This window comes from Pseudomonadota bacterium, assembly GCA_039028155.1.
GTDB lineage: Bacteria > Pseudomonadota > Alphaproteobacteria > SP197 > SP197 > JANQGO01.
In genome coordinates, this window is the sequence record JBCCIS010000026.1 from 18,976 (window position 1) to 38,895 (window position 19,920).

21 protein-coding genes are annotated in these 19,920 nt (G+C 61.6%); 10 read left to right on the forward strand and 11 right to left on the reverse strand.

Annotated elements, in window-relative coordinates; genetic code table 11:
• Positions 1-29: 29 nt before the first annotated feature.
• Positions 30-758, reverse strand: a complete 729-nt coding sequence (locus AAF563_14605; protein MEM7122509.1) for a glutathione S-transferase family protein — start codon at positions 756-758, stop codon at positions 30-32.
• A 154-nt stretch (positions 759-912) separates the two neighbouring features.
• Positions 913-1,479 (reverse strand): DUF1993 domain-containing protein, encoded by a 567-nt coding sequence (locus AAF563_14610; GenBank protein ID MEM7122510.1) that lies wholly within the window; start codon positions 1,477-1,479, stop codon positions 913-915.
• A gap of 65 nt (positions 1,480-1,544) precedes the next feature.
• Here AAF563_14610 and AAF563_14615 point away from each other — a divergent pair, with 65 nt between their 5' ends.
• Together AAF563_14615 and AAF563_14620 are read left to right on the forward strand one after the other, a co-directional pair.
• Positions 1,545-2,183 (forward strand): TetR/AcrR family transcriptional regulator, encoded by a 639-nt coding sequence (locus AAF563_14615; GenBank protein ID MEM7122511.1) that lies wholly within the window; start codon positions 1,545-1,547, stop codon positions 2,181-2,183.
• 115 nt (positions 2,184-2,298) lie between these two features.
• The gene (locus tag AAF563_14620) at positions 2,299-2,706 is read left to right on the forward strand and encodes a DUF2852 domain-containing protein (protein ID MEM7122512.1); all 408 of its coding nucleotides are present in this window, start codon (positions 2,299-2,301) and stop codon (positions 2,704-2,706) included.
• 78 nt (positions 2,707-2,784) lie between these two features.
• Here the strand turns inward: AAF563_14620 and AAF563_14625 are convergent, their stop codons facing one another.
• The 4 genes from AAF563_14625 to AAF563_14640 form a co-directional block, all read right to left on the reverse strand.
• Positions 2,785-3,249, reverse strand: coding sequence for a hypothetical protein (locus AAF563_14625; protein MEM7122513.1), 465 nt, complete (start codon positions 3,247-3,249; stop codon positions 2,785-2,787).
• A gap of 117 nt (positions 3,250-3,366) precedes the next feature.
• A complete protein-coding gene (locus tag AAF563_14630) occupies positions 3,367-4,872 on the reverse strand; it encodes a serine hydrolase (protein MEM7122514.1) in 1,506 nt (501 codons plus the stop codon).
• Positions 4,873-4,969: 97 nt separating this feature from the next.
• Positions 4,970-5,425, reverse strand: a complete 456-nt coding sequence (locus tag AAF563_14635; protein ID MEM7122515.1) for a GFA family protein — start codon at positions 5,423-5,425, stop codon at positions 4,970-4,972.
• Positions 5,426-5,576: 151 nt separating this feature from the next.
• On the reverse strand, positions 5,577-5,705 hold the full coding sequence (locus AAF563_14640; protein MEM7122516.1) for a hypothetical protein: 129 nt from the start codon (positions 5,703-5,705) through the stop codon (positions 5,577-5,579).
• A gap of 350 nt (positions 5,706-6,055) precedes the next feature.
• Here AAF563_14640 and AAF563_14645 point away from each other — a divergent pair, with 350 nt between their 5' ends.
• From AAF563_14645 to AAF563_14655, 3 genes are all read left to right on the forward strand, one after another.
• A complete protein-coding gene (locus AAF563_14645; GenBank protein MEM7122517.1) occupies positions 6,056-7,312 on the forward strand; it encodes a CmcJ/NvfI family oxidoreductase in 1,257 nt (418 codons plus the stop codon).
• 70 nt (positions 7,313-7,382) lie between these two features.
• The gene (locus AAF563_14650; GenBank protein MEM7122518.1) at positions 7,383-8,558 is read left to right on the forward strand and encodes a M24 family metallopeptidase; all 1,176 of its coding nucleotides are present in this window, start codon (positions 7,383-7,385) and stop codon (positions 8,556-8,558) included.
• A gap of 118 nt (positions 8,559-8,676) precedes the next feature.
• Entirely contained in the window at positions 8,677-9,075 is a 399-nt protein-coding gene (locus tag AAF563_14655) for a hypothetical protein (protein MEM7122519.1), read from the forward strand.
• A 153-nt stretch (positions 9,076-9,228) separates the two neighbouring features.
• Here AAF563_14655 and AAF563_14660 read toward each other — a convergent pair whose 3' ends face one another.
• The 3 genes from AAF563_14660 to AAF563_14670 all read right to left on the reverse strand — a co-directional run bounded on the left by AAF563_14660 (position 9,229) and on the right by AAF563_14670 (position 12,019).
• Complete coding sequence (locus AAF563_14660) at positions 9,229-10,197, reverse strand: hypothetical protein (protein MEM7122520.1); 969 nt, start codon at positions 10,195-10,197, stop codon at positions 9,229-9,231.
• Between the two features lie 125 nt (positions 10,198-10,322).
• Complete coding sequence (locus AAF563_14665) at positions 10,323-11,321, reverse strand: CmcJ/NvfI family oxidoreductase (protein ID MEM7122521.1); 999 nt, start codon at positions 11,319-11,321, stop codon at positions 10,323-10,325.
• Positions 11,318-12,019 (reverse strand): creatininase family protein, encoded by a 702-nt coding sequence (locus AAF563_14670; GenBank protein MEM7122522.1) that lies wholly within the window; start codon positions 12,017-12,019, stop codon positions 11,318-11,320. The genes AAF563_14665 and AAF563_14670 overlap by 4 nt, the downstream gene beginning before the upstream one ends.
• Positions 12,020-12,166: 147 nt before the next feature.
• Here AAF563_14670 and yghU point away from each other — a divergent pair, with 147 nt between their 5' ends.
• Both yghU and AAF563_14680 read left to right on the forward strand, forming a co-directional pair.
• The gene (yghU, locus tag AAF563_14675; protein ID MEM7122523.1) at positions 12,167-13,009 is read left to right on the forward strand and encodes a glutathione-dependent disulfide-bond oxidoreductase; all 843 of its coding nucleotides are present in this window, start codon (positions 12,167-12,169) and stop codon (positions 13,007-13,009) included.
• Between the two features lie 100 nt (positions 13,010-13,109).
• Positions 13,110-15,143: a metallophosphoesterase gene (locus AAF563_14680; GenBank protein ID MEM7122524.1), complete on the forward strand. Its 2,034-nt coding sequence runs from the start codon at positions 13,110-13,112 to the stop codon at positions 15,141-15,143.
• 33 nt (positions 15,144-15,176) lie between these two features.
• Here AAF563_14680 and AAF563_14685 read toward each other — a convergent pair whose 3' ends face one another.
• Positions 15,177-15,845 (reverse strand): class I SAM-dependent methyltransferase, encoded by a 669-nt coding sequence (locus AAF563_14685; protein ID MEM7122525.1) that lies wholly within the window; start codon positions 15,843-15,845, stop codon positions 15,177-15,179.
• 88 nt (positions 15,846-15,933) lie between these two features.
• Here AAF563_14685 and AAF563_14690 point away from each other — a divergent pair, with 88 nt between their 5' ends.
• Positions 15,934-16,824: a LysR family transcriptional regulator gene (locus AAF563_14690; GenBank protein MEM7122526.1), complete on the forward strand. Its 891-nt coding sequence runs from the start codon at positions 15,934-15,936 to the stop codon at positions 16,822-16,824.
• An 82-nt stretch (positions 16,825-16,906) separates the two neighbouring features.
• Here AAF563_14690 and AAF563_14695 read toward each other — a convergent pair whose 3' ends face one another.
• Positions 16,907-17,929: a sterol desaturase family protein gene (locus AAF563_14695; protein ID MEM7122527.1), complete on the reverse strand. Its 1,023-nt coding sequence runs from the start codon at positions 17,927-17,929 to the stop codon at positions 16,907-16,909.
• 120 nt (positions 17,930-18,049) lie between these two features.
• On the opposite strand from AAF563_14695, the gene AAF563_14700 reads away from it, so the two are divergent.
• Both AAF563_14700 and AAF563_14705 read left to right on the forward strand, forming a co-directional pair.
• Positions 18,050-18,979, forward strand: coding sequence for a LysR family transcriptional regulator (locus tag AAF563_14700; protein ID MEM7122528.1), 930 nt, complete (start codon positions 18,050-18,052; stop codon positions 18,977-18,979).
• Positions 18,980-19,036: 57 nt separating this feature from the next.
• Positions 19,037-19,909: an isocitrate lyase/PEP mutase family protein gene (locus AAF563_14705; protein ID MEM7122529.1), complete on the forward strand. Its 873-nt coding sequence runs from the start codon at positions 19,037-19,039 to the stop codon at positions 19,907-19,909.
• Positions 19,910-19,920 lie beyond the last annotated feature (11 nt).

Consider the following 19,920-nt stretch of genomic DNA (forward strand, 5'->3'; position numbering starts at 1 on the left):
TCATTTGGCGGAATCGCTAGGCGATTCCGTCAAGGCATGGCGGCGTCAATCTTGTCGCGCTCGCGGGCAGGTAGGCGTGCCTTGGCGTCGATGAAAGCATTGCCGGTGATGCCCTCTCGCGCCAGCGCCCGCTGTACGGACGGTCGTTCCTGCAGTTTGCTCAAGAACGTCGTCAGGTTCGTCATTGCCTTGACGTCAGAGCCGTCGATCGCTTCGTCACCGACCGGATAGATCTGCGCCCAGCGCACGCAGCAGCCGAGATAGAAATCGCAGACTGAAAGCCCGCTTTCCAGGAACCAGTCGCCATCGTGAGCGCCGATGACGTCATCGATCATCTGCAGGTGACCGTGCACGCGTTTGCGTGTCGCCAACAGGAGCGGATCGACCTCGGCCTCGCCGATGACGTAGCGCTCGGGATAAAAGCGCATGGCGAGGTCGGCGTGCAGTGTGTTGGAGAGCATGAAAAGCCACTTCAAGGCCGCGCCCCTTGCTCTTGGCTCTGTCACGGGCGGCGCCAACTGGCCGTGCTTGTCGGCCAGGTAAAGCAGGATCGCGCCGGTCTCGAAAAGGGCGAAGTCGTCGTCGTCATCGATCAGAACCGGCAGCAGCCCGCGCGGGTTGAGACGCATGAACGCATCGTCGCGGTCGACACGTTTGCGCGGTACCTCGCGGTCCTGATAGGCGAGACCCATTTCCTCCAAGGTCATCCGGACAACGATGTTGGCGCTGTCTGGGCTGAAGTAAAGCGTGTAGGGCATCGATGAGCGTTCCCGTGGTGGTTCAGGCAAGGCGCGGCGCGCGGCCGGATGCTTTCACGGCGTCTGCGACCCTGACAAACGAGATTGTTCGCGCTTTCGGAAAGAAAAACTAATCCGATGACGGCATGGCGACGTGGCGCGTGTGGGACAACAACTAAGCAGCCGGCATCGTGCCAGGCCGAAGATAGGCGAACATGTGGGCGACATAGTCGGCCTTGCCGAGCTCGATGCCCTGGCCGCGCAGAATGGCGTAGGCGGTGACCACGTGAAAATAGAACTGTGCCAGCGCCCAATCGCGCGCGTAGGCGTCGCCGGTCATGTCGAAGATCATGCCGCCTGGAAGCTCGAGCGTGATCGGACGTTGCGCGCCATCATCAAGCGCGTCCGGCTTAAGCGCGTCGAGCGATTCGAGGGCTTCGCCGATCCGCGACTGGGCCTCCGCGATAGTGCCCGGCCGATCGCCGGCGTTTTGGCCTTCGCGCGCCAACTGGTCGAGCGCCTCCGCCAGCGGTTCGCCGCGAAGACGGTGGGCCGCTTCCCGCGCTTGCAAACAGGCAAAGCGGATCTGCGACGACAACGGAAACATGTCGGGCGCCAGCCGCGCGGACAACAAGGCCTCGGCGTCCGCGGCCGTCACCTGTTGCTGCGCTTTATCGAGCCAGGCCGAGAGGGCCTGCAGCAGGTTCCTATAGGTGGGGACAAGGAGAGTCGTCAGTGACATGGTTGCTCCGGTGACCTCTTGAACGGGGTTACGCGCGGCGGTTCCTCCATGTTAAACGTTTTAACATGAGCTGGCACAAGAAGGACGAGGGACGGCGCGGCTACCATCACGGTCATCTGCGCGAGGCGCTGATCAAGGCGGCGTTGGATCTGATCGGCGAGAAGGGGCCGGCCGGGTTTTCGTTCGCCGAGGCCGCGCGCAGCGCCGGTGTCAGCGCGGCCGCGCCCTATCGCCATTTCCGCGATCGAGATGCCCTGGTCGCCGAGGTGGCGCGTCAGGGTTTCGAGCGCTTCGGCGCGTTCCTGGAGAATGCCTGGAGCGACGGCGCGCCAGATCCCGTGACCGCGTTCGACAACGTGGGCCGGGCCTATCTGGCGTTTGCGCGTACCGAACCCGCCTACTACGCCGCCATGTTCGAGGCCCAGGTGGCGCCCGACGCGACGCCGGAACTGGCCAAGGCGGCGGATGAGTCCTTTGCCGTTCTGCAGCGCGCCGCCGAGGCGATGGTGGCGCGCCTGCCCAAGGAACGCCGCCCGCCGGCGCGCATGGTGAGCCTGCACATGTGGTCGTTCGCCCACGGCATCGCCTCGCTGTTCGCCCGTGGCGATGCGGCCCGGCGCAAACTGCCGATGACGCCGGAGGAGCTGCTGGAGGCCGGATTCCTCATCTATCTTGACGGACTGGGCAAAGACCCCAAATCGTGAGGTATTGGGTGGCGAAAGTGCCGATTTTTACCGATTTCTCGCCAAACCGGCCTTGACTCTGGGTTAGGCGGACCTTACGTATGTTAATGTATTAAACATTAACATAGAGGCTGAGATGGAACTCGCAGCGAAGGTGGACCACTACGGAAAGCCAGCCTGGATCGTTTTGATGGTGCTTGGCTTTATCGTGTTCTGGCCCATTGGTCTGGCGATTCTGGCCTATCTGATATGGAGTGGACGCATGGGATTCTGGCGTGACTGTGGCCGCCGCGGCCGTTGGTACTATTCCGAACCGCAAAACGGCAATGAGAAGCGGCATACCGGACCGTCGAGCGGCAACCACGCGTTCGACGAGTATCGCGAAGAGACGCTGAAGCGTTTGGAAGAGGAGCAAGAGGCGTTCAAGGCCTTCCTGGACCAGCTTCGCCAGGCCAAGGACAAGGCCGAGTTCGACCAGTTCATGGCCGACCGTGGCCGCCGCCAGGGCATAGGTCCAGAGACCGGCGAGAGTGCCGTCTCCTAAACCAAGGCCAACCTGAATCGTTGAAGGCGCACCGGCGTCGGACAACCGTCCGGCGCCGGTTGTCATTTGGGATGGCGATCAGTTCTGGCGCGTCAGACGTACACGGAAGATCGTCGCCTCGTGGTGGCCCTGTTCGTGATAGATCCCTTCCATCACATTGCGTCGCTCGAGCTCCAACTCGAAAATGCCGTTGTCGTGCGTTTCAAGCAGGGTGATGTCGTCGTCGTCGAACTCGACGACGCCGATCAGCGTCTCGTCGCCGCCACGAACGGCCTCACCGGCCACGTCCGGCTGGCCGGAATTGTCTTCGTGGAGCTCCCAGGTGTGGCTGGCAAAGATGAGTTCGCCCTCCTGGCGACTGATGGTCAGCACCATGGTGGCGCTGCCGATATGCGTGCCGTTGTCGTGATAGACGAGCGTGTTGTACGTCCCGTGCCACTCGCCGACGAGGTTAGGGATGTCGTCGGCTTGGGCAGGTGACACGGCAAGACCGGCAAGCGGCAATACGAGTAGCGTGGCGAGTGTGGCGGCAATCGATGGCATGACCGAACCTTCTTTGTGAACAAGCGCTCGTGCGCTTGATCCTTGAGCGCACCGGCGGTGGCGTCAAGCAAGGCGGCCAAGGCGCGCTCACGTCACCGGTCGGACTCGCTTGTTTCGTTATGGACCGCAGCTTCCGCGCAACATCACATGCTCGCCGGCCGGGTCGACATCCACATCAACGACGATCTCGTCATCGCAGAAACTGAAGACGAGACGCGCATGGTTTGGGTCGCCGACATCGATCCAGTCCATCGTGAAGGTACTGTCGTCGGTCCACCGACCTCTGAGCGCGATACGGTTATCGCACGGCATGCGACCGAAGAGGCCGGAGGCGGTCGAGCGGTAGAGACCGTCGAGACCGATGGCGAGCCGGTGCGAGCCGTCCTTGGTGGCCAACGTTATCCAAGCGCGATCGGACCGGTCAAAGTCGAACGTTATGGCGTCATAGGGTGACGTCCGGTCCGTACCGTCCATTTGATAGGCCCGTCCCGTGACGTCACGGGTGAGGGGCGGAAGTTCGGGAACCGATGTCGGCTCTGGATGCTGGATCGTCGAGACCAGCGCTTGCAGTTCCCGCGCGGCTTCGGGATTGGGCGGCAAGGTCTCACTGCCGATCCGCGAGACGTCGAAGCCTTCGAAGAACCTGCGCAGTCCGTTTGGGTCACCGAAGTTTGCCGCCACGACCATGTTCAGTCCGGGCAGCACGACGATGTGTTGGCCGCCCCATCCTGAGGCCCGGTAGCCGATATCGCCGGTCAGGTCCCGCCACCACCAGTAGCCGTACCGGTCGTCCGCGTCGACGCCCTGCATCTGGTTGCCCGTCGATTCCTCGACCCACGCCGCAGGTACGATCTGCCTGCCGTTCCAACGCCCGCCGTTGAGGTACAAGAGGCCGAAGGCCGCCATATCCCGAGGTCTCATGAAGAGCTCTGCGCCGCCGAAGTCATAACCCTGCGGGTCTTGCCGCCACTGGACCTCGCCGATGCCGAGGGGATCGAACAGGTGATCGCGGCAAAGCTTGAGCATGCGCCGGCCGCTGGCACGGCTCAGGATGCCTGACACGATGTGTGTCAGTGCGGTCGAATAGAGGAAACGCTCGCCCGGATCCGCCGACATCGGCCGGTCGAGAGCCGCTTTGATCCAATCGTCGCTGGAGACGATCCCGTCCCAGATCGGGCCGTTCTCGTCGAGATCCAGGCCTGAGGTCATGGTCAGGAGGTGCCGGAGTGTGATCGACTTCTTGCGCGGGTCGGTGTCGTCGGCGATGTACTCCGGGAAAGCCTGATGAACGGTCTGGTCGAGCCCCGTCAACAGACCCTCGCGAAGCGCCACGCCGACCAGAGCGGACATGATGCTTTTGCTCACCGACTTCACGTTGTGAAGTGTGTTCCTGTCGTAGGGCGGCGCATAAACCTCGAGAACGACGTCGCCGTTGCGCACGATGATCAGACTGTGCAGGGCAATGCCGTCATCGTGAAGGGCGCGCAAGGCGCGCGTGAGATGGCGCGAATCGATACCTTGGGTTTCCGGCACGGTAGGCCGCCAGGTAAAGGGAACCGCGGCATCATCGTGACCGCCGCCATCGGTGGCCTCGACGATTGATTGGCCCGTGTCTCTTTCCATGGTTACGGGAAAGCTAGCACGGCTCCGGTTGGCGGCCCAAGAAGGCGCGTTGGCGGCGCATCATGACGCATGTGTGCGCCATGATGCCTTCTGGCGGCTACACCGGGGTTTGTTCGCGCCAGCCCGGCTCGCGAACGCCGAACTCGGCGAACTTGGTGCTTTCGTGGCGCGGCAGTTCGTCGTCGGTATCGAACCACGGGATCGCGTGGCCGTGGAATACATGCTCGACCGGCTGGAAGTCCTCTGGATGGTCGAGCGTACTGACATGAATGCCGAGCCAAGCGTTGCCCTTCACCTCCGCCTCCCAGGTCAGCGATGTCCCGCAATCGCGGCAGAAGGCGCGAAAACGGCCAGGAGAGGACTCGTAGTAAGCGCGTTCGCCGGCCGTCCAGCGCACCTGCTGCGGGACGCAGGTGATGAGGACGCTGACCGGCGCGCCCGTGTGTTTGCGGCAACTGGTGCAGTGGCAGTACACATTCCAGGTCGGCGTGCCGTCCAACTCATAGCGCACGGCGCCGCACATGCATCCGCCGGTGGGTTTGTTCTTGGTCATGGATGGTCCTTGCAACGGTTGGCGATAGGTTCGTCCAGCGGCCTCACAAACCATGCGCCACGATCCATCGTCTGCGTAGTCACGAATGATGCAACGCAGTGTTGGATCAATTCGAACAATGGATGCCGCCGGGACGGCGCAGCGGCTCGTATCAGCCGGCCGGTTCGAAAGCCCCAGCCGCGTCCTGCGCCATGGGCAGGATCGGGCCCAGATCCAGCGCCTCCAGTACGACCTGTTTGGTGAACGCACCGCTGGCGCGCGCGGCCACCGTCGCCGCCAAACAACTTCTTGCCGGCCACCACCCGGTCCGAGCCGTCAATCAGGCCATTGACCGCGTTCGGTGAAAAGGTCGCCGGATACATCACACGAATGTCGTCGCACCATCCGTGAATTCGATCGATTCACACGCTGCAAGTCCTAGCAGATCATCCGTAGCGTGGAGACGCGCCGGTCGGCCGCGTTCATGATGTGAAGGCCGTCTCTGCTCGTAGGTGTTGACGCCGAAACGCTGTGTTGTAACGATTTAGCCAATGGACGGGCTTCCGCCGAGCCGCGTGACCAGCCGAGATCACCCCTAGGAAACATAGGTGTGTTAAGCCAAGACTGCCCGTGTTTCATCGGAGGCACGCTATGGAAAGGCAAGAAGATACAACCGGAAACGAAATGTCGGGCTTTGTGCCGTCGCTGGAGTTGACGGCGGGCCAGGCGCCGCCGATCGCCGCCAATGGCGGGGTCTCTTTCATGTCCTTCGAACGCAACGGCGATGCGGGCACCGGCGCCGCGCTTGAGGCGGCGCTTGATCAGATTACCGGCGGCAAGGTCAAGGCGTTTGTCGACATGCTGGACACCGCACCGCCCGGCCCGATCGAAACAGATTGGGGTCCGGGATTCCGCGATTATGACGAATGTGTCGCCCATATCCGCGAGCAGGGGATCCAGGCGCCGGAAGGCGGCGTGGTGTTGCCGTTGCGCTATACAGTGCTCGAGGAACCGTCCTATGTCGTCGTCTCGTCAAACGCGTTGTGGCAAGATCCCGCACGCGCCGAGGAGCAAGCGCTGTTGCGGCGTGGTGAAGACGAACTCTCGCGCCGGTTTCTCTACTTTCCGCACGTCTTGCGCGACGCGCGACGCATCGCCGATTACTACCCCGGTCTCAAACCCGATACGCCCGAATGCATGGACAGGCTGGGTGTCGCCCTGGCGCATCATGAGTCCGCATGCACGAATTTCTATGATTCGGTCGAGGTCGAGCGGGTTTTCTATCCTGAGATGGAAGAGCTCTTGCTCGACTTCTTCCCCGGTGCGACGGATGCACTGGTCTATAACCACGACGTCTTCGACAAGGACTACGATGGCGACCGCACTGAAGATCAGGCGGCCAAGAACCCGGGCGTCAACGCCAGCTACGTCAACCTGGTGCACAACGACCTGAACGACAACAGCGGTCGCGTGCGCTGCCGTGAGCTCTTGACGCAGAACCTGAGGAACTTCGGGCGCGAACAGCACTATACGGAGGCCGAGGCCGACGCGAAAATGTCGCGCCGCTTCATGTCGATCAACTTGGCACTGCCCATGGAGACGGTAGAGCAGTACCCGTTCGTCCTGGCTGCTTGGCCGTCGTTCGCCGATCAGGCTTACATCAACAACTATCGGATCTACGACGATCGCGTCGGCGAGACGACACGATTCACCTATCGCCCCGACCACGAGTGGTATTGGATCCCGCAGCAGACACCGACGGAAGTCTCGATGCTGAAGTGCTATGACTCCGTGACCGACGGTTCGGTGTCGCGCTGGTCGTTCCATTCCGCCTGCATCGACCCGACAGCGCCCGCCGACGCGCGCTGCCGAAAGAATGTCGTGGTGCGGTCCTACGTGTTCTTCTAAAGGCGGCCCACGTCAGCTTGTGCTTAGAGACGCAGCCTCGGCGGCAAGACATGTTCAGGGGCGTGACATCATGAAGCCGCCGTTTTCCAGAGCCGAGTATCGGCGCCGTGTCGACAACACCAGACGACACATGCGTGAAGCCGGTGTCGATGTGCTGATGGTCTCCGACCCCGCCAATATGAACTACTTGACCGGTTATGACGGTTGGTCCTTCTTCGTTCACCAGATGGTTGCCCTGGGTCTGGAGGATGATGAGCCCATCTGGTTCGGCCGCCCGATGGACGCCAACGGCGCGCGGGTGACCACATTCCTGAAGGACGAAAGCATCTTCGAGTATCCCGATCACTACGTGCAGTCGGACCGATTCCACCCGATGGAGGTTCTGGCCGAGATTGCGAAAGAAAAGGGATGGGCCCGTGCGCGTATCGGTGTCGAGAAGGAGGCCTATTACTTCACGGTCAGGGCGATGGAGGTGTTGGAGCGTCACCTTCCAAAGGCAACGTTCCAGGATGCGACCGGGTTGGTCAACTGGGTGCGTCTGGTGAAATCGAAGAACGAGATAGCGTACATGACGCAGGCCGCGAGGATCGCGGAGAAGGTCATGCGTACTGGCATCAACGCGGTCAAACCAGGTGTCAGACAGTGTGACGCGGCGGCGGAGATCTGGCGGGCGATGGTCAAGGGCACCCCGCAGTTTGGCGGCGATTATCCGGGGTTGCCGCCGGTCCTGCCGTCAGGCGGGGCCATCGCGGCGCCACACCTGACGTGGAGCGATGAGACGTTCAAGAAAGGCGAGGGAACCGTGCTCGAACTGGCGGGCGTTCGGTTTCATTATCACTGTCCGATAACGCGCACCGTGTTTCTGGGGCCGCTGCCAAAAAAGGTTACCGAAACGGCCGCGGTCGTGCTGGAAGGTATGCAGGCGGCTTTTGACGCCATGAGACCAGGGGTCACCGGTCATGACGTGGAGGCTGCTTGGCGAAGCGTGGTTTCACGTCACGGCATAACCAAGGAATCGCGCATCGGCTACTCGACCGGTCTCGGCTATCCGCCGGATTGGGGAGAGCACACGGTCAGTCTTCGCCCAAACGACCGGTCAGTGCTGAGAGAGAACGCGACACTTCATGTCATTCCCGCCGTAACGGTGGATGACTGGGCGGTCGACATCAGCGAGTGTGTTCGGGTCACGAAGCGCGGGGCCGTCCCGTTCTGCGATTTCCCGCGCAAGCTCTTCGTCAAGCGCTAGGTCGGTGTTATCTGCTTTGACGGCATCGCGGGGCTTTGCCTTCGAAGCAGGATCTACTCTAGCATCGAAAGCAGGTAGGTTGGTGGGCAGAGACGTCAGAGGAAACCATGAGGGCCGGATGCTGATTGGAAAGAAGCCGAGGCTGGTGGCAGCCTCGCTCTGTGCCATGGCTGTACCAGCCGCGGCGCAGGACGAGGCGATGGCGACGCTGTCCGGGACAGAAATCCAGCAGGCCATTGCCGGCAGCACGCTGCTGGTAACGGTCCTTGGTGGCGACGAATACACGGAGTACTTCGCGCCTGATGGCACCATTACGATGCAGGGTGATGACGGGGTCTATGACGGGACATGGGTCGTCGTCAGTGACACGATCTGCATCGAACTAACCTTTCCGTCGAACGACGGCTGTTGGAGTGTTGCGTTGGATGGTGACGCCATCACCTTGATAGGGCCTGACGGCGAGGTCGACTACGAAAAGACCATTATCGCTCGTGACGGCGAAGCTGCTGAACCATGAGATTGCGCCGGTAGGCGGGCGTATCGCCACCGGCCGACAAGGCGTCGCCTCAACAAACGCTTGCTGAGGGTTTGATTGGGTCCATGGCGCCTTGGCACAGCCCTAGAGTGGATCGCGATCTGGCCCAACGCGTAGGGCGCGGTTTTTGTTTCCCTAGTTCGCTTCCAGCCAGAAGATCTCCTCGGCCGCCGTGCTCGGCACGCTGCCCTCATCGAAGTCGAACCAGCGGGGTGCCAGGTAGCCGTCGCGCGGCTCGTAACCGGGCTCGCTGCGCGGACTCGCGACGATGGCGCCGCCGCTCACGATGATAGGAAATGTTCTGACGGCCGTGCCGTCGATTTCCATGACAAGGCTGTAGGTGGCGTCTTCACCCAGCAGGCGCTCCATGGGGAACCCGGCGGCATTGGGGTTGTCCACCGGTTCGTGCAGCGTCATGGCGAACTGGCCATAGAGGTTGGAGCCCTTGTGAACGATCTTGGCGTTCTTGTTGCGCGCCAGCAGTTCTCCGTCCTTATAGAGCATCATCATGAGTTCGCCGCTGCCGTCGGGCGACGGCAGATCGAGCGCGCTCGTCCAAAAGACGACCTCGACGGGATGGTCTTCGAACGTCCGCGACGTCTTCAGGAAGACGAAGTCGTCCCACGGCCCGCGATAATGAAACTTGGTGTCGGGATCGAACGGATCGTCGCTTTCTTCCGCGACAACCTCGAACGGGAACGTCGTCGCGATCTCGCCGTTGACCAGAAAATGCAGCTGGTAGTTGCCTGCGCCGGGCAGGTCCACCACGCCAGGCCCCTGCGGTCTGACGGCGGCGAAGACGGAGTCCGACCACAGGTAGTCAGGAAAGAAGGCAACGGTCGCCACGACGTCGCCTGAGTCGGCATTGACCACCTCGGCAACCGTGTTGTGGTCGCCGTCGGGCCGGAAGACGAGGCCCACGTCACTCAACATCAAACGCGCGTTCTGATCGTAGAATCGCAAACTGCTACCGGTGCCGGAGGACATGAGGCGGGTCACGTCGACAACCGTGTCGGCGGCGCGTGCCGACGTTCCTGGTCCCGTCAGCGCGACGAGCACAAAGGTGAACAGACAGATCGCACCCAAAATTCTTGAAGATCTCATGGCCTCCCCCGATGCCAATGGTGTCTTGCCCGCCATTATCCAATTGTCCGGCCTTCCGCGCCAAGCCTGAATCGGTCATGTCTCCGCCGCATCAAGACGCTCGCGGTTGACCGAACGTCCGTGACTCAGTCGTAGAGCACCACGCAGCGCACCTCGATGCTTTGGCGATCCGGCGCGTCGGGCGGTGACGCCGGATCCTTGAACGCCGTATGGAAGCTGAACGTGCACGGCGCCGTACCGTTTCCAACACTGGCATCGGCGTGGGCACCGCCGGAACGGGCGAGTTCGCCCGCAGAGTCCCACTGTTTGATCAGCACCGCCTCGTCGCGGTTGGCCGCCGGGTAGTACCACCATCCGTGTTGGCCCGCGGGTTTGGCAAAGTAGTTCTCGCCAATGCGGTCGTGATAGTGGATCTCGAAGACGACGAGATCGTCGGGCGCGACCGTCTGGCCGTCGCACAGCGCCAGTGGATGGATCGCAACGGGTTCAGGCGCGATGCTGCGCCATAAATTGATAATCGCGTAGCGTCCGCCGCCCTCCACCGCGTTTTCCACCTGGGCCGGATCGAGAAGTGTCTCGCCGTCCGCCAAGACGGTGCGCAAGGTGTCGTTGGCGCTCGGAGTCTGGGCCAGGTCACGCAGGCGCTGGGGTGCGCTGGTCAGCGTATAGTCGCCATGCACCATGTGTATGGGGTTCTGCACCGACTGGCCGCCGGCGGTCCGTCTCTTGCTTTCCTTACCGCTCGCCGAGCGCACGTTGTGGTCGAAGGCGAAGACGCCTCGGGCTCCGGTCTCGTGGCGAATGATCGCCTCGCAATCCGCGTAATAGGCCGACACGATCTGTCTGTGATCATAGAAGTCGAGGCCGGGATCACTGAGCGGCCGGTTGATGATCTCGAAGCCATGGGTATCGATGGTCCGGCGTTCGCTATCATCCAGTTGTCGCGCATCGTGGATGGCGACGTCCCGTTCCTCGATCAGCAGGCCTTCGGTGCCGGCATCGCTGCCGTCCTTGTCGCGGCGGGTCAGCACGTCACCGGTACGGTAAAGCGATGATTTGACAACCGGCGCCACATAAGTGAGGGCGCCGCGTGTGCCGTTGGTCGTGTCCACGCTGGATGTCATGACCACGGACTATCAATCAGCGCGCGCGTCTCTTCAACAGCAACCGCCCATATGGCCAGCATGTCGTCGTCGGAGCGCTGGTAGAAGCCACCGAAGTTGCCGTCGCCCAGCTTCTGACGCAGGACCTGCGGGTTGCGTTCGTCTTGATCGCTGATGTCGACAGGCGGTTTGGCCTCCGCAGGGTTTTCGATGCCGTCAAGCCGAGTCCACGGAAAGTTCTCCATCCACGAAGCATGGGTCGCCACCGGATCGATCGCCAACACCTTGGCTTTCGTCTGCGGCGCGTTCCACCAGTTGTGAAAGCGGATCTGGATTTCCGGATGGTCAGCCACCCATTTCTTCGCCGTGGCGCGGGCAGGCTGATTGCCGCCATGGCCGTTCACGATCAGAACCCGCCGGAAACCGCTTGCGGCCAGGCTCTCCAGGATATCTCGGATTAATCGGTCATAGGTGTCGCGCTTAAGGGTGACGGTGCCTGGATAGGCCATGAAATAGGGTGTCAGGCCATACGACACGACGGGAAACACGGGCACGCCAAGGGGCTCCGCGGCTTCGACGGCAACCCGTTCGCTCAGGATGCTGTCGACCGACAGGCTGAGCCCGGCGTGCTGTTCGGTGCTGCCGATCGGCAGCACGGCACGGTCGTCGCCCTCCAGGTATTCTTCAACCTGGCTCCAGTTCATCTGGCTGATGTGCAAACTGTTTCTCCTTTGCCGGTTGGACAGGCGTTGGCACGCGCTTAAACTCTCCCCATATCTGTCATCCGCGCGGGCCTTCGTGTCACTCACGCTCGCGTGATCTCCATCGCTGCCGCATGCGCCTTCACAACGTGGAAAGTAACGACCATGTCCGAATCATCGTCTTATACACCACCGAAAGTCTGGAAGTGGGAAGCCGATAGCGGCGGCACCTGGGCCAGTATCAACCGGCCGATCGCCGGCGCGACCCATGATAAGGAACTGCCGGTTGGCGACCATCCGCTTCAGCTTTATTCGCTCGCCACGCCCAACGGCGTCAAGGTGACGATCATGCTGGAGGAGCTACTGGCGCTCGGCGAGACCGGCGCCGAGTACAACGCCTTTCTGATCGAGATCGGCGACAGCCACCAGTTCGGCAGCGGCTTTGTTGAGATCAATCCCAATTCCAAGATCCCTGCCTTGGTCGACCGCAGCACGACGCCGCCGACCCGCGTCTTCGAATCCGGCGCGATCCTGGTCTACCTGGCCGAGAAGTTCGGCGCGTTCTTGCCCGAAGAGCCTGCCGAGCGGGCGGAGTGTTTCTCGTGGCTGTTCTGGCAGATGGGCAGCGCGCCTTATCTTGGCGGCGGCTTCGGCCACTTCTATGCCTATGCGCCGGTGAAAATCGAGTACGCCATCGATCGCTTCACCATGGAAACCAAGCGCTTGCTTCACGTGCTCGACCAGAATCTGGAGGAGCGGCGTTTCGTGTGCGGCGACCACTACACCATTGCCGACATGGCGAACTACCCGTGGTACGGCGGCCTTGTGCTGAACGATTCCTACGAGGCGTCGGAGTTCATCGACGCCGCGTCCTACAAGAACGTCATCCGGTGGGCAGAGGAGATCGAGGCACGCCCGGCGGTAAAGCGCGGCCGCAAGGTCAACCGGACCTGGGGCCCGGAAGAGCACCAGGCGCCCGAACGCCACGCAGCGAGCGATCTGGACTAGTTTGTCGTCTAAAGACTGATCGATGGGATGTTGGCGACCGCGCCGATGGTGGTGTCGCCGCGGAGGTCGGTGGCGGTGAGCGCGAGGGGGCTGAAGCGGTATGCGTGTGCAAAACGGACATGACGATCCGCTCTTCAGCTTCGCCATCGTCGCCGATACCCATCTGACCGAGGAGGAGAACCTCTCCTTCGAAGGCAGCGATGCATCCGGTAACAGACTGGCCGACCTCTATGACGATCTGGTCGCACGCGTTAATGCCATGGAGCCGGCGTTTGTCGTTCATCTGGGCGACATAACCGATCCCGTGCCCGTGTCGTCGGCGTTTGTCGATTCGGCCCAGGCGTTTCACAAGGCCTCCGATTCGTTCTCCATGCCTTACCACCTGGTGCCGGGCAATCACGACATCGGCGAGAAGCTTCATCCCGCGTTGCCGAACATCGATGCCAACGTTTCCATCACGAAGCGCGCCATCGATCAGTACGAGCAGCACTTCGGTCGGCAACGCTACAGTTTTGAGCATGAGGGCTGCTTGTTCCTTGTGATCAACACCATGTTGATCAATTCGGATTTGGAGGAGGAACAAGACCAATGGGATTGGCTGGAAGCGACGCTGTCGGCCAATGCCGGTAAGCGGACGTTCGTCTTCGCCCACTACCCGCTCTATCTGTCCGCAAGGGACGAGCCGGGCTTCTATGACAACATTGACGAGCCCGGGCGTTCACAGCTTATCGAACTGTTGGGGCGCTACCGGGTCGAAGGTTACTACGCCGGGCACGTTCATAATTTCTTCTATAACCACCTGAACGGCATGCACCAGTTCGTGCTGCCGTCGACGGGTATTATCCGCGCCGACTACATGGAGTTCTTCCGCACCATGCCGACGCGCGATATGGGCAGCTTCGATCCGTCGAAGATCGGGTTCTTCTGGGTCGACGTGTTCGCGGACGGCCATGTGCCGCATCTGATTCGCGCCAGCGACGATCACCCCTGCCGCACGCATTCGTGGCGCGATAGCGCGTCATCGGTCACCGTGGATCTGCGGATTCCGTGGTGCGATGAAGTGGATATCCCGACGCCTTGGGGGCTGGAAATCTTCGAACGCAAACACGTGCGTAACGACTACCCGCTCGCCGCTCTTTGGGAGATGGGTATCAGGGACCTGAGGATCCCAATTTCCGACCTTTTGGACCCGCGGGTGTCTGAGCGGGTTAAACTGCTGTCATCGCTTGGCCACCACTTCACCGTTGTTATGTTCGGGCCGCCGAACGAGGAACGCCGCGCCGCACTCGCCGCACACGCGGCGGACATCAGGGCCATCGAGGTGGTCGCCGTGTTCGATCAGTGGCCGGCTTTGGCCGGGCCGCTAAGGGACCTGCGTCAATCATCGGGCTTTGAGGTCTACCTGCACGCTGTTCGCCCGGAAGTCGAAGGCTGGACCACCCATCACGGCATGCACGCGGACTTGGCCGACGAGGTGGCGTGGGTGTTGAGCCAAGCCGACCTGGTCGACGCGGTGGACGGGTTCGTCTTCGGCATCAGGCGCGATACGCCGCCGTTGGACGGTTGCCTGGCGGTGCAGCGGTGCCTTGCCGATACAACATACAAGGCTCTGTTGCATGTGCCTTGCGTTGGCATGTTCTGGACCATGGCGTCCAACGATGACGTCGGACAGAACGACGAGCTCGCCCGTGTGGCCGAGGCGATCTTGATGGCGCGCGCTATGCCTGAGCTTGCGATCGTCATCGACAACTTCATCGAGTTGGATCGTGGGTACTGTAGCTGCTGGGGTCTGATCGACAGGCTGTGTAACCCGAAGATCGGCAGTCGGGTCGTCAGGGCCTTGAATGCGCTGCTGCCTGAGAAGCTCCAGGGTCTCAAGAGCCATGTTGCCCTGGGTTGCCGCATCCTCTCCGCGGTGCACGACGGAGGCATGGTTCTGTTGCTGCCTGGAGGCAGCCTGGCGATATCGGACGAGGACGGGGATAGCGTCGCGGAAGAAATCGCCGATAAACGCGGCCGTTTGATCGATCTGACGACAGGAACTGAGACCGGCGCAAGCCTTCACGAGGCAATTGCCGAACGGGCCGAGGAAAAGATCAGGCGTTCACCAGCCCTGCTGCTTCTCAGCGATTGATTGAGCCAGAGGACGGCCTTGCCCCGGGAGCCGTCAGCCGGGCTTCTTCGCCAAGATAAAGACGCCGACGCTTTCTTCCGGCCGCCACTGATGTTCGATTCGGAAGCCGGCACCGGTGATGCTGTCGATGAGCGCCTGTTCGGTGAAAATCCTGACGAGCGGGATAAGGCCGAAGAACCGGCCGACCGGCGCGATGATCTTGAACCACTTCATGGTGTCGCCCAGGCATGCGGTGCTGGAAACGAAGATGCCACCGGGTTTGAGCATCTCGTAGACCTTCGCAATCGCCGGATTGCGCTCGTCGAGCAGGTGCAGAATGCTCATGCCCAGGATAGCATCGAAGCCATCCGCCGGCGCCGTGATGTCGTCGAACTCGACGCGCTGAAAGGTCACGTTCTCGATAGCCCCGGAACGGGCCTTCTCCTCGGCGATCTCCAGCATCTTCGCCGAAATGTCGGTCGCCAGGATGTGTTTTACGAAGGGAGCATGGGCAAGCGCCGTCGACCCGGTGCCGCAGCCGAACTCCAGAACCTCCATGGTGGGATCGAAGTACGCCCGCGTCACGCGGAGTTTTTCTTCGTAGGCCGCCTGGTTGGCGACGGGACGTTTGGCATAGCCCTTGGCGTGCCGGTCCCAGAACTTTGCTGACGGTTTCATGGGCGTTGCCGGATGGTCGATGACGGTCATGGCGATGTCTTTCATGCTGAGAGTAACCTTTCGGCGGTGCTTTTATCTCTGCATAGATAGGATATGAATTGACAGTGTTTGCCTATTAGATATGCACAAACGCATGGATTGGCGGGCGGTCAAGTTTGACTGGAATCGCGCGCGGGCCTTCCTGGTAACGGCAGAAGAGGGCTCGCTCTCGGCCGCCGCGCGCGCCCTCGGCATGACGCAGCCGACCCTGGGGCGCCAGGTCGCCGCATTGGAGGCGGAGCTTGGCGTCGTCCTCTTTGAACGTGTCGGTCGTGGGCTGACCTTGACACTGAGCGGGCTGGAGCTGGTCGAGCATGTCCGCGCCATGGGCGATGCGGCCAATAGGGTATCGCTGACCGCCTCGGGCCAGTCTCAATCGATCGAAGGTACGGTGTCGATTACGGCGACGGAGGTCACGTCCGCCTACCTCTTGCCGCCGATCCTGGCGAAGCTGCGCGCGAAAGAACCCGGCATCGCGATCGAGGTGGTGGCTTCGAACAGCATCAGCGACTTGCGCCGCCGCGAAGCCGACATCGCGATACGCAGTGTCCGGCCGACCGACTCCGATCTGATCGCCAAGCGTCTCAACGATGGCATCGTCCGTCTTTACGCAAACGCCGACTACCTCGCCAGGATCGGTCCGCTTGATGGGCCGGACGACATGGCGAAGGCAACATTCATCGGCTTTCACGAGAACGACCGCTACATGGAAGCCTTGAATGACCGCGGCATGGCTCTGACCACCAAGGCCTTCGCGCTCTCATCGACCAGCCATCTCGTGCATTGGGAGCTGGTCAAGCAAGGCCTGGGCATCGGCGTCATGATTGAGCAGGTCGGCGATGCCGAGCCCCTGGTGCGCCGCGCGGCTACCTGGCTTGATCCGTTTGTCATTGATGTCTGGCTGGTTGCCCACCGCGAACTCAACACCAGCCGCCGTATTCGCCTGGTGTTCGATTGGCTGGCCGAGGAACTAATCACCGGCTAGCGGCGAACACTTAAAAGAGTCCCTTAGAGTCGGTTGGGAGCCAACCCCTGGCGTGTGGCGGTGCGACGATGAACAGGCGGCATCACGCCTTGCCTGTATCCTTACGCCAGCCTTGTTTCATGCGATCGTGCGCGGCTTCGGTGCCGTCGTGGAACGAGCCAAACCATTTGTCCCAAGGCATTTCCAAGTTGCCGTAATTGCAGCGGAAGTACCGGTGGTGCATCTGATGGTGGAACGTGCCGAGCGCCAGGCGGTTCTTGTCCTTGACCGTGAGGCCTTCGAAGCCGGTATGGGACGTCGCCGCGGTCAGGGCCTGATGCTGCATGTGGAACAGGATGTGGATGGGATGCGCGGCAACAACGAAATGGATGAGGATCGAGGAAAAGAAAATCACGTGCTCGATCGGATGCATCGATAGACCCGACCACGGGCCGACATTGACGTTGCGGTGGTGCAACGCATGGGCGCGCTTGTAGAGCGGTGGCCAGTGCAGCCAGCGATGCACCCAGTAGAAATGAAACGAAATCCAGATCGGCGTCAGGAAGAACAGGACGACGAACCAGACCGGACTGTCGTCCCATAGCAAAAGCGGCGCATAGCCGTTCGCCATCGCCCAGAACATCAGGACTTCGTAGGCGGTCCAAACGGCGACACCGCTGGTCAGCGTCCAGAACATGTTGTCGCGCAACTGACTACCCAGCGTGAAGCCGCGTTTGTTTCCGGTGAGATCCCTGGCGTCATAACGCAGCCGATCGCCCTGGCGACGGAACGTATGGAAAAAGAGGTGGAGGCCGCCGGCGACGATGATCATGAGGACGAGGTTGCGCAGATAGATCTCGGCGATCCAACCGGGCGCCAGGTCGCGCGTGACCGAGAGCGGCGGCTGAAAATAGAACCAGGACAACAACGCGACAACGACCAGGATCGACCGTTCGGTGATGACAAACCAGGAGCCCCAGATCCAGCGCGCGATCTTCAGGGGTTCCAGCGGCCAGGCGAACAGGGGCGAGACCTGGATCGGCACGTCGGGGCGGTAATGCCACTGACTGGCGAACCCGCCGCGGCGTTGTTGGCCGGCGGCTCCGGCGGTGTCCTGGATGCTCATGCTGGCGTCCTGACTGATGGAGTTGGCTCACTCTAATCAAAACCCCAAACACTTGAAAAATTTGTCTTTTAGGTCAATAAAACCTGATTAATTGAGGTTTAGACGCGATCGGAGCGCGTAATGCGCCTGTCGATCAAGGCACTGTCCTATTTCTTGACGGCCGCGGAACGCGGTTCGATCGCGCGGGCCGCCGAAGAGCTGCATGTCGTACCGTCGGCGATCGCAAGCGCCATCGAGCAGGTCGAGCAGGAGTTTGGTCTGAAACTCTTGCAGCGCTATCCCGCCAAAGGCATCAGGCCGACAGCGGCGGGTATCGAACTAATGCGCAAGATCCGCCATTTGCTGGACGAGTATCGAAACCTGATGCTTGAAGGCGCCGAACTACGCACGGCACTCTCGGGCCGCTTGTCGGTCGGATACTACGCACCGGTCGCGCCCGCGTTCATGCCGTCGATTGTTGGACCGCTCGTTCGTGACAACCCCGACGTTCGCATCAACTTTGTCGAGTGCGATAACGAAGGCGCGCAGGCCGGCCTGTTGAACGGTGCGTTTGATGTGATTGTCTTCGTCGCTGAGAACGTTCGGCCGGGCATCGAATGGGAAGCGCTGATCGAAGCGCCGCCCTACGTACTCGTGCCCGGCAAGCATCGTTTGGCCAAGCGTCCATTTCTTGCCTTCGACGATCTGGATCAAGTCCCGCTGGTGTTGCTCGACCTACCGTTCACCAGCGAATACTGCCGCGCGTTGCTCGAGGCTCACGGGTTGGAGGCCACCTTTGTCGCCACGGCATCGACGACGGAAATGGTCAGGAGCCTGGTCGGCGCTGGCGTCGGGTGCGCGCTCCTGAACATGCGACCGTCGACGGACATCAGCTACGCCGGCGATAAGATCAAGGCGCTACCCCTCAGAACGCAGGCGAAACCGCTCAAACTGGTCCTGGGTCAGCAAAGCGGAAAGCCGCGCCGCCTGGTCGAGGCCTTTGCTGATGCCTGCCGCGCCTATTTCGCGCGTGCCGAGGCGGGTGAATTGATCGTGCCGGCAAAATCCTGACTTGATCCCCGCAGCCCACCCGCTTACGCCGGGCGAGACTGTATTGATGAGGACATCATGACGCCTGCCAACCAACTCCGTTCGCTGCTGGACCAGGATCGCCTGCTCACCACGCCCTGCTGCTACGACGCTCTATCGGCCAAGCTGATTGAGCAGGCAGGCTTTGATCTGACATTCATGTCGGGTTTTGCCGCATCGGCCAGCCGCATCGGTGAGCCCGACCTGGGCCTGATGAGTTACGGCGAGGTCATCGATCAGGTCCTGAACATTCGCGACGCCATTTCGATCCCGTTAATCGTCGACGGCGATACCGGCTATGGCAACGCAATGAATGTGCGGCGCACGGTGCGGGGCGCGGCGCATGCCGGCGGCGCCGCGGTCATGATCGAAGATCAACTCGCGCCCAAACGATGTGGCCACACGCCGGGCAAAGAGGTGGTCGGGCGCGGGGAGGCGTTTGACCGCATCCGTGCCGCCATCGATGCGCGCGATGCCGGCGCCGACATCTTGATCCTGGCGCGCACCGACGCGCGCGAGACCCATGGCCTGAGCGAGGCGCTGCACCGCGCCGAAGTCTTCGCCGAACTAGGCGCGGACATCCTGTTCGTCGAGGCGCCGAAGGATGAAGCGGAGATGCGCGCCATTTGCGACAATCTGCCGTTGCCGAAGATGGCGAATATTATCGAAGGCGGCCATACGCCGGACTTGCCGCCTGACGAACTCTACGACATCGGATACCGCCTGGCCGTCTATCCATTGAGCCTGATGGCCGCCAGCATGCAGGCGATGGTCGAAACCCTGGCCGACATGGCTGAAGGACAACCGCGCCACCGGCGGCTGATGGGTTTTGACGAACTGCGCCGGCGGATTGGCTTCGACACCTACTATGACGTATCCGCCGCCTACGAGACGTCGCGACGCGACAGTTAGAGCGACTTATG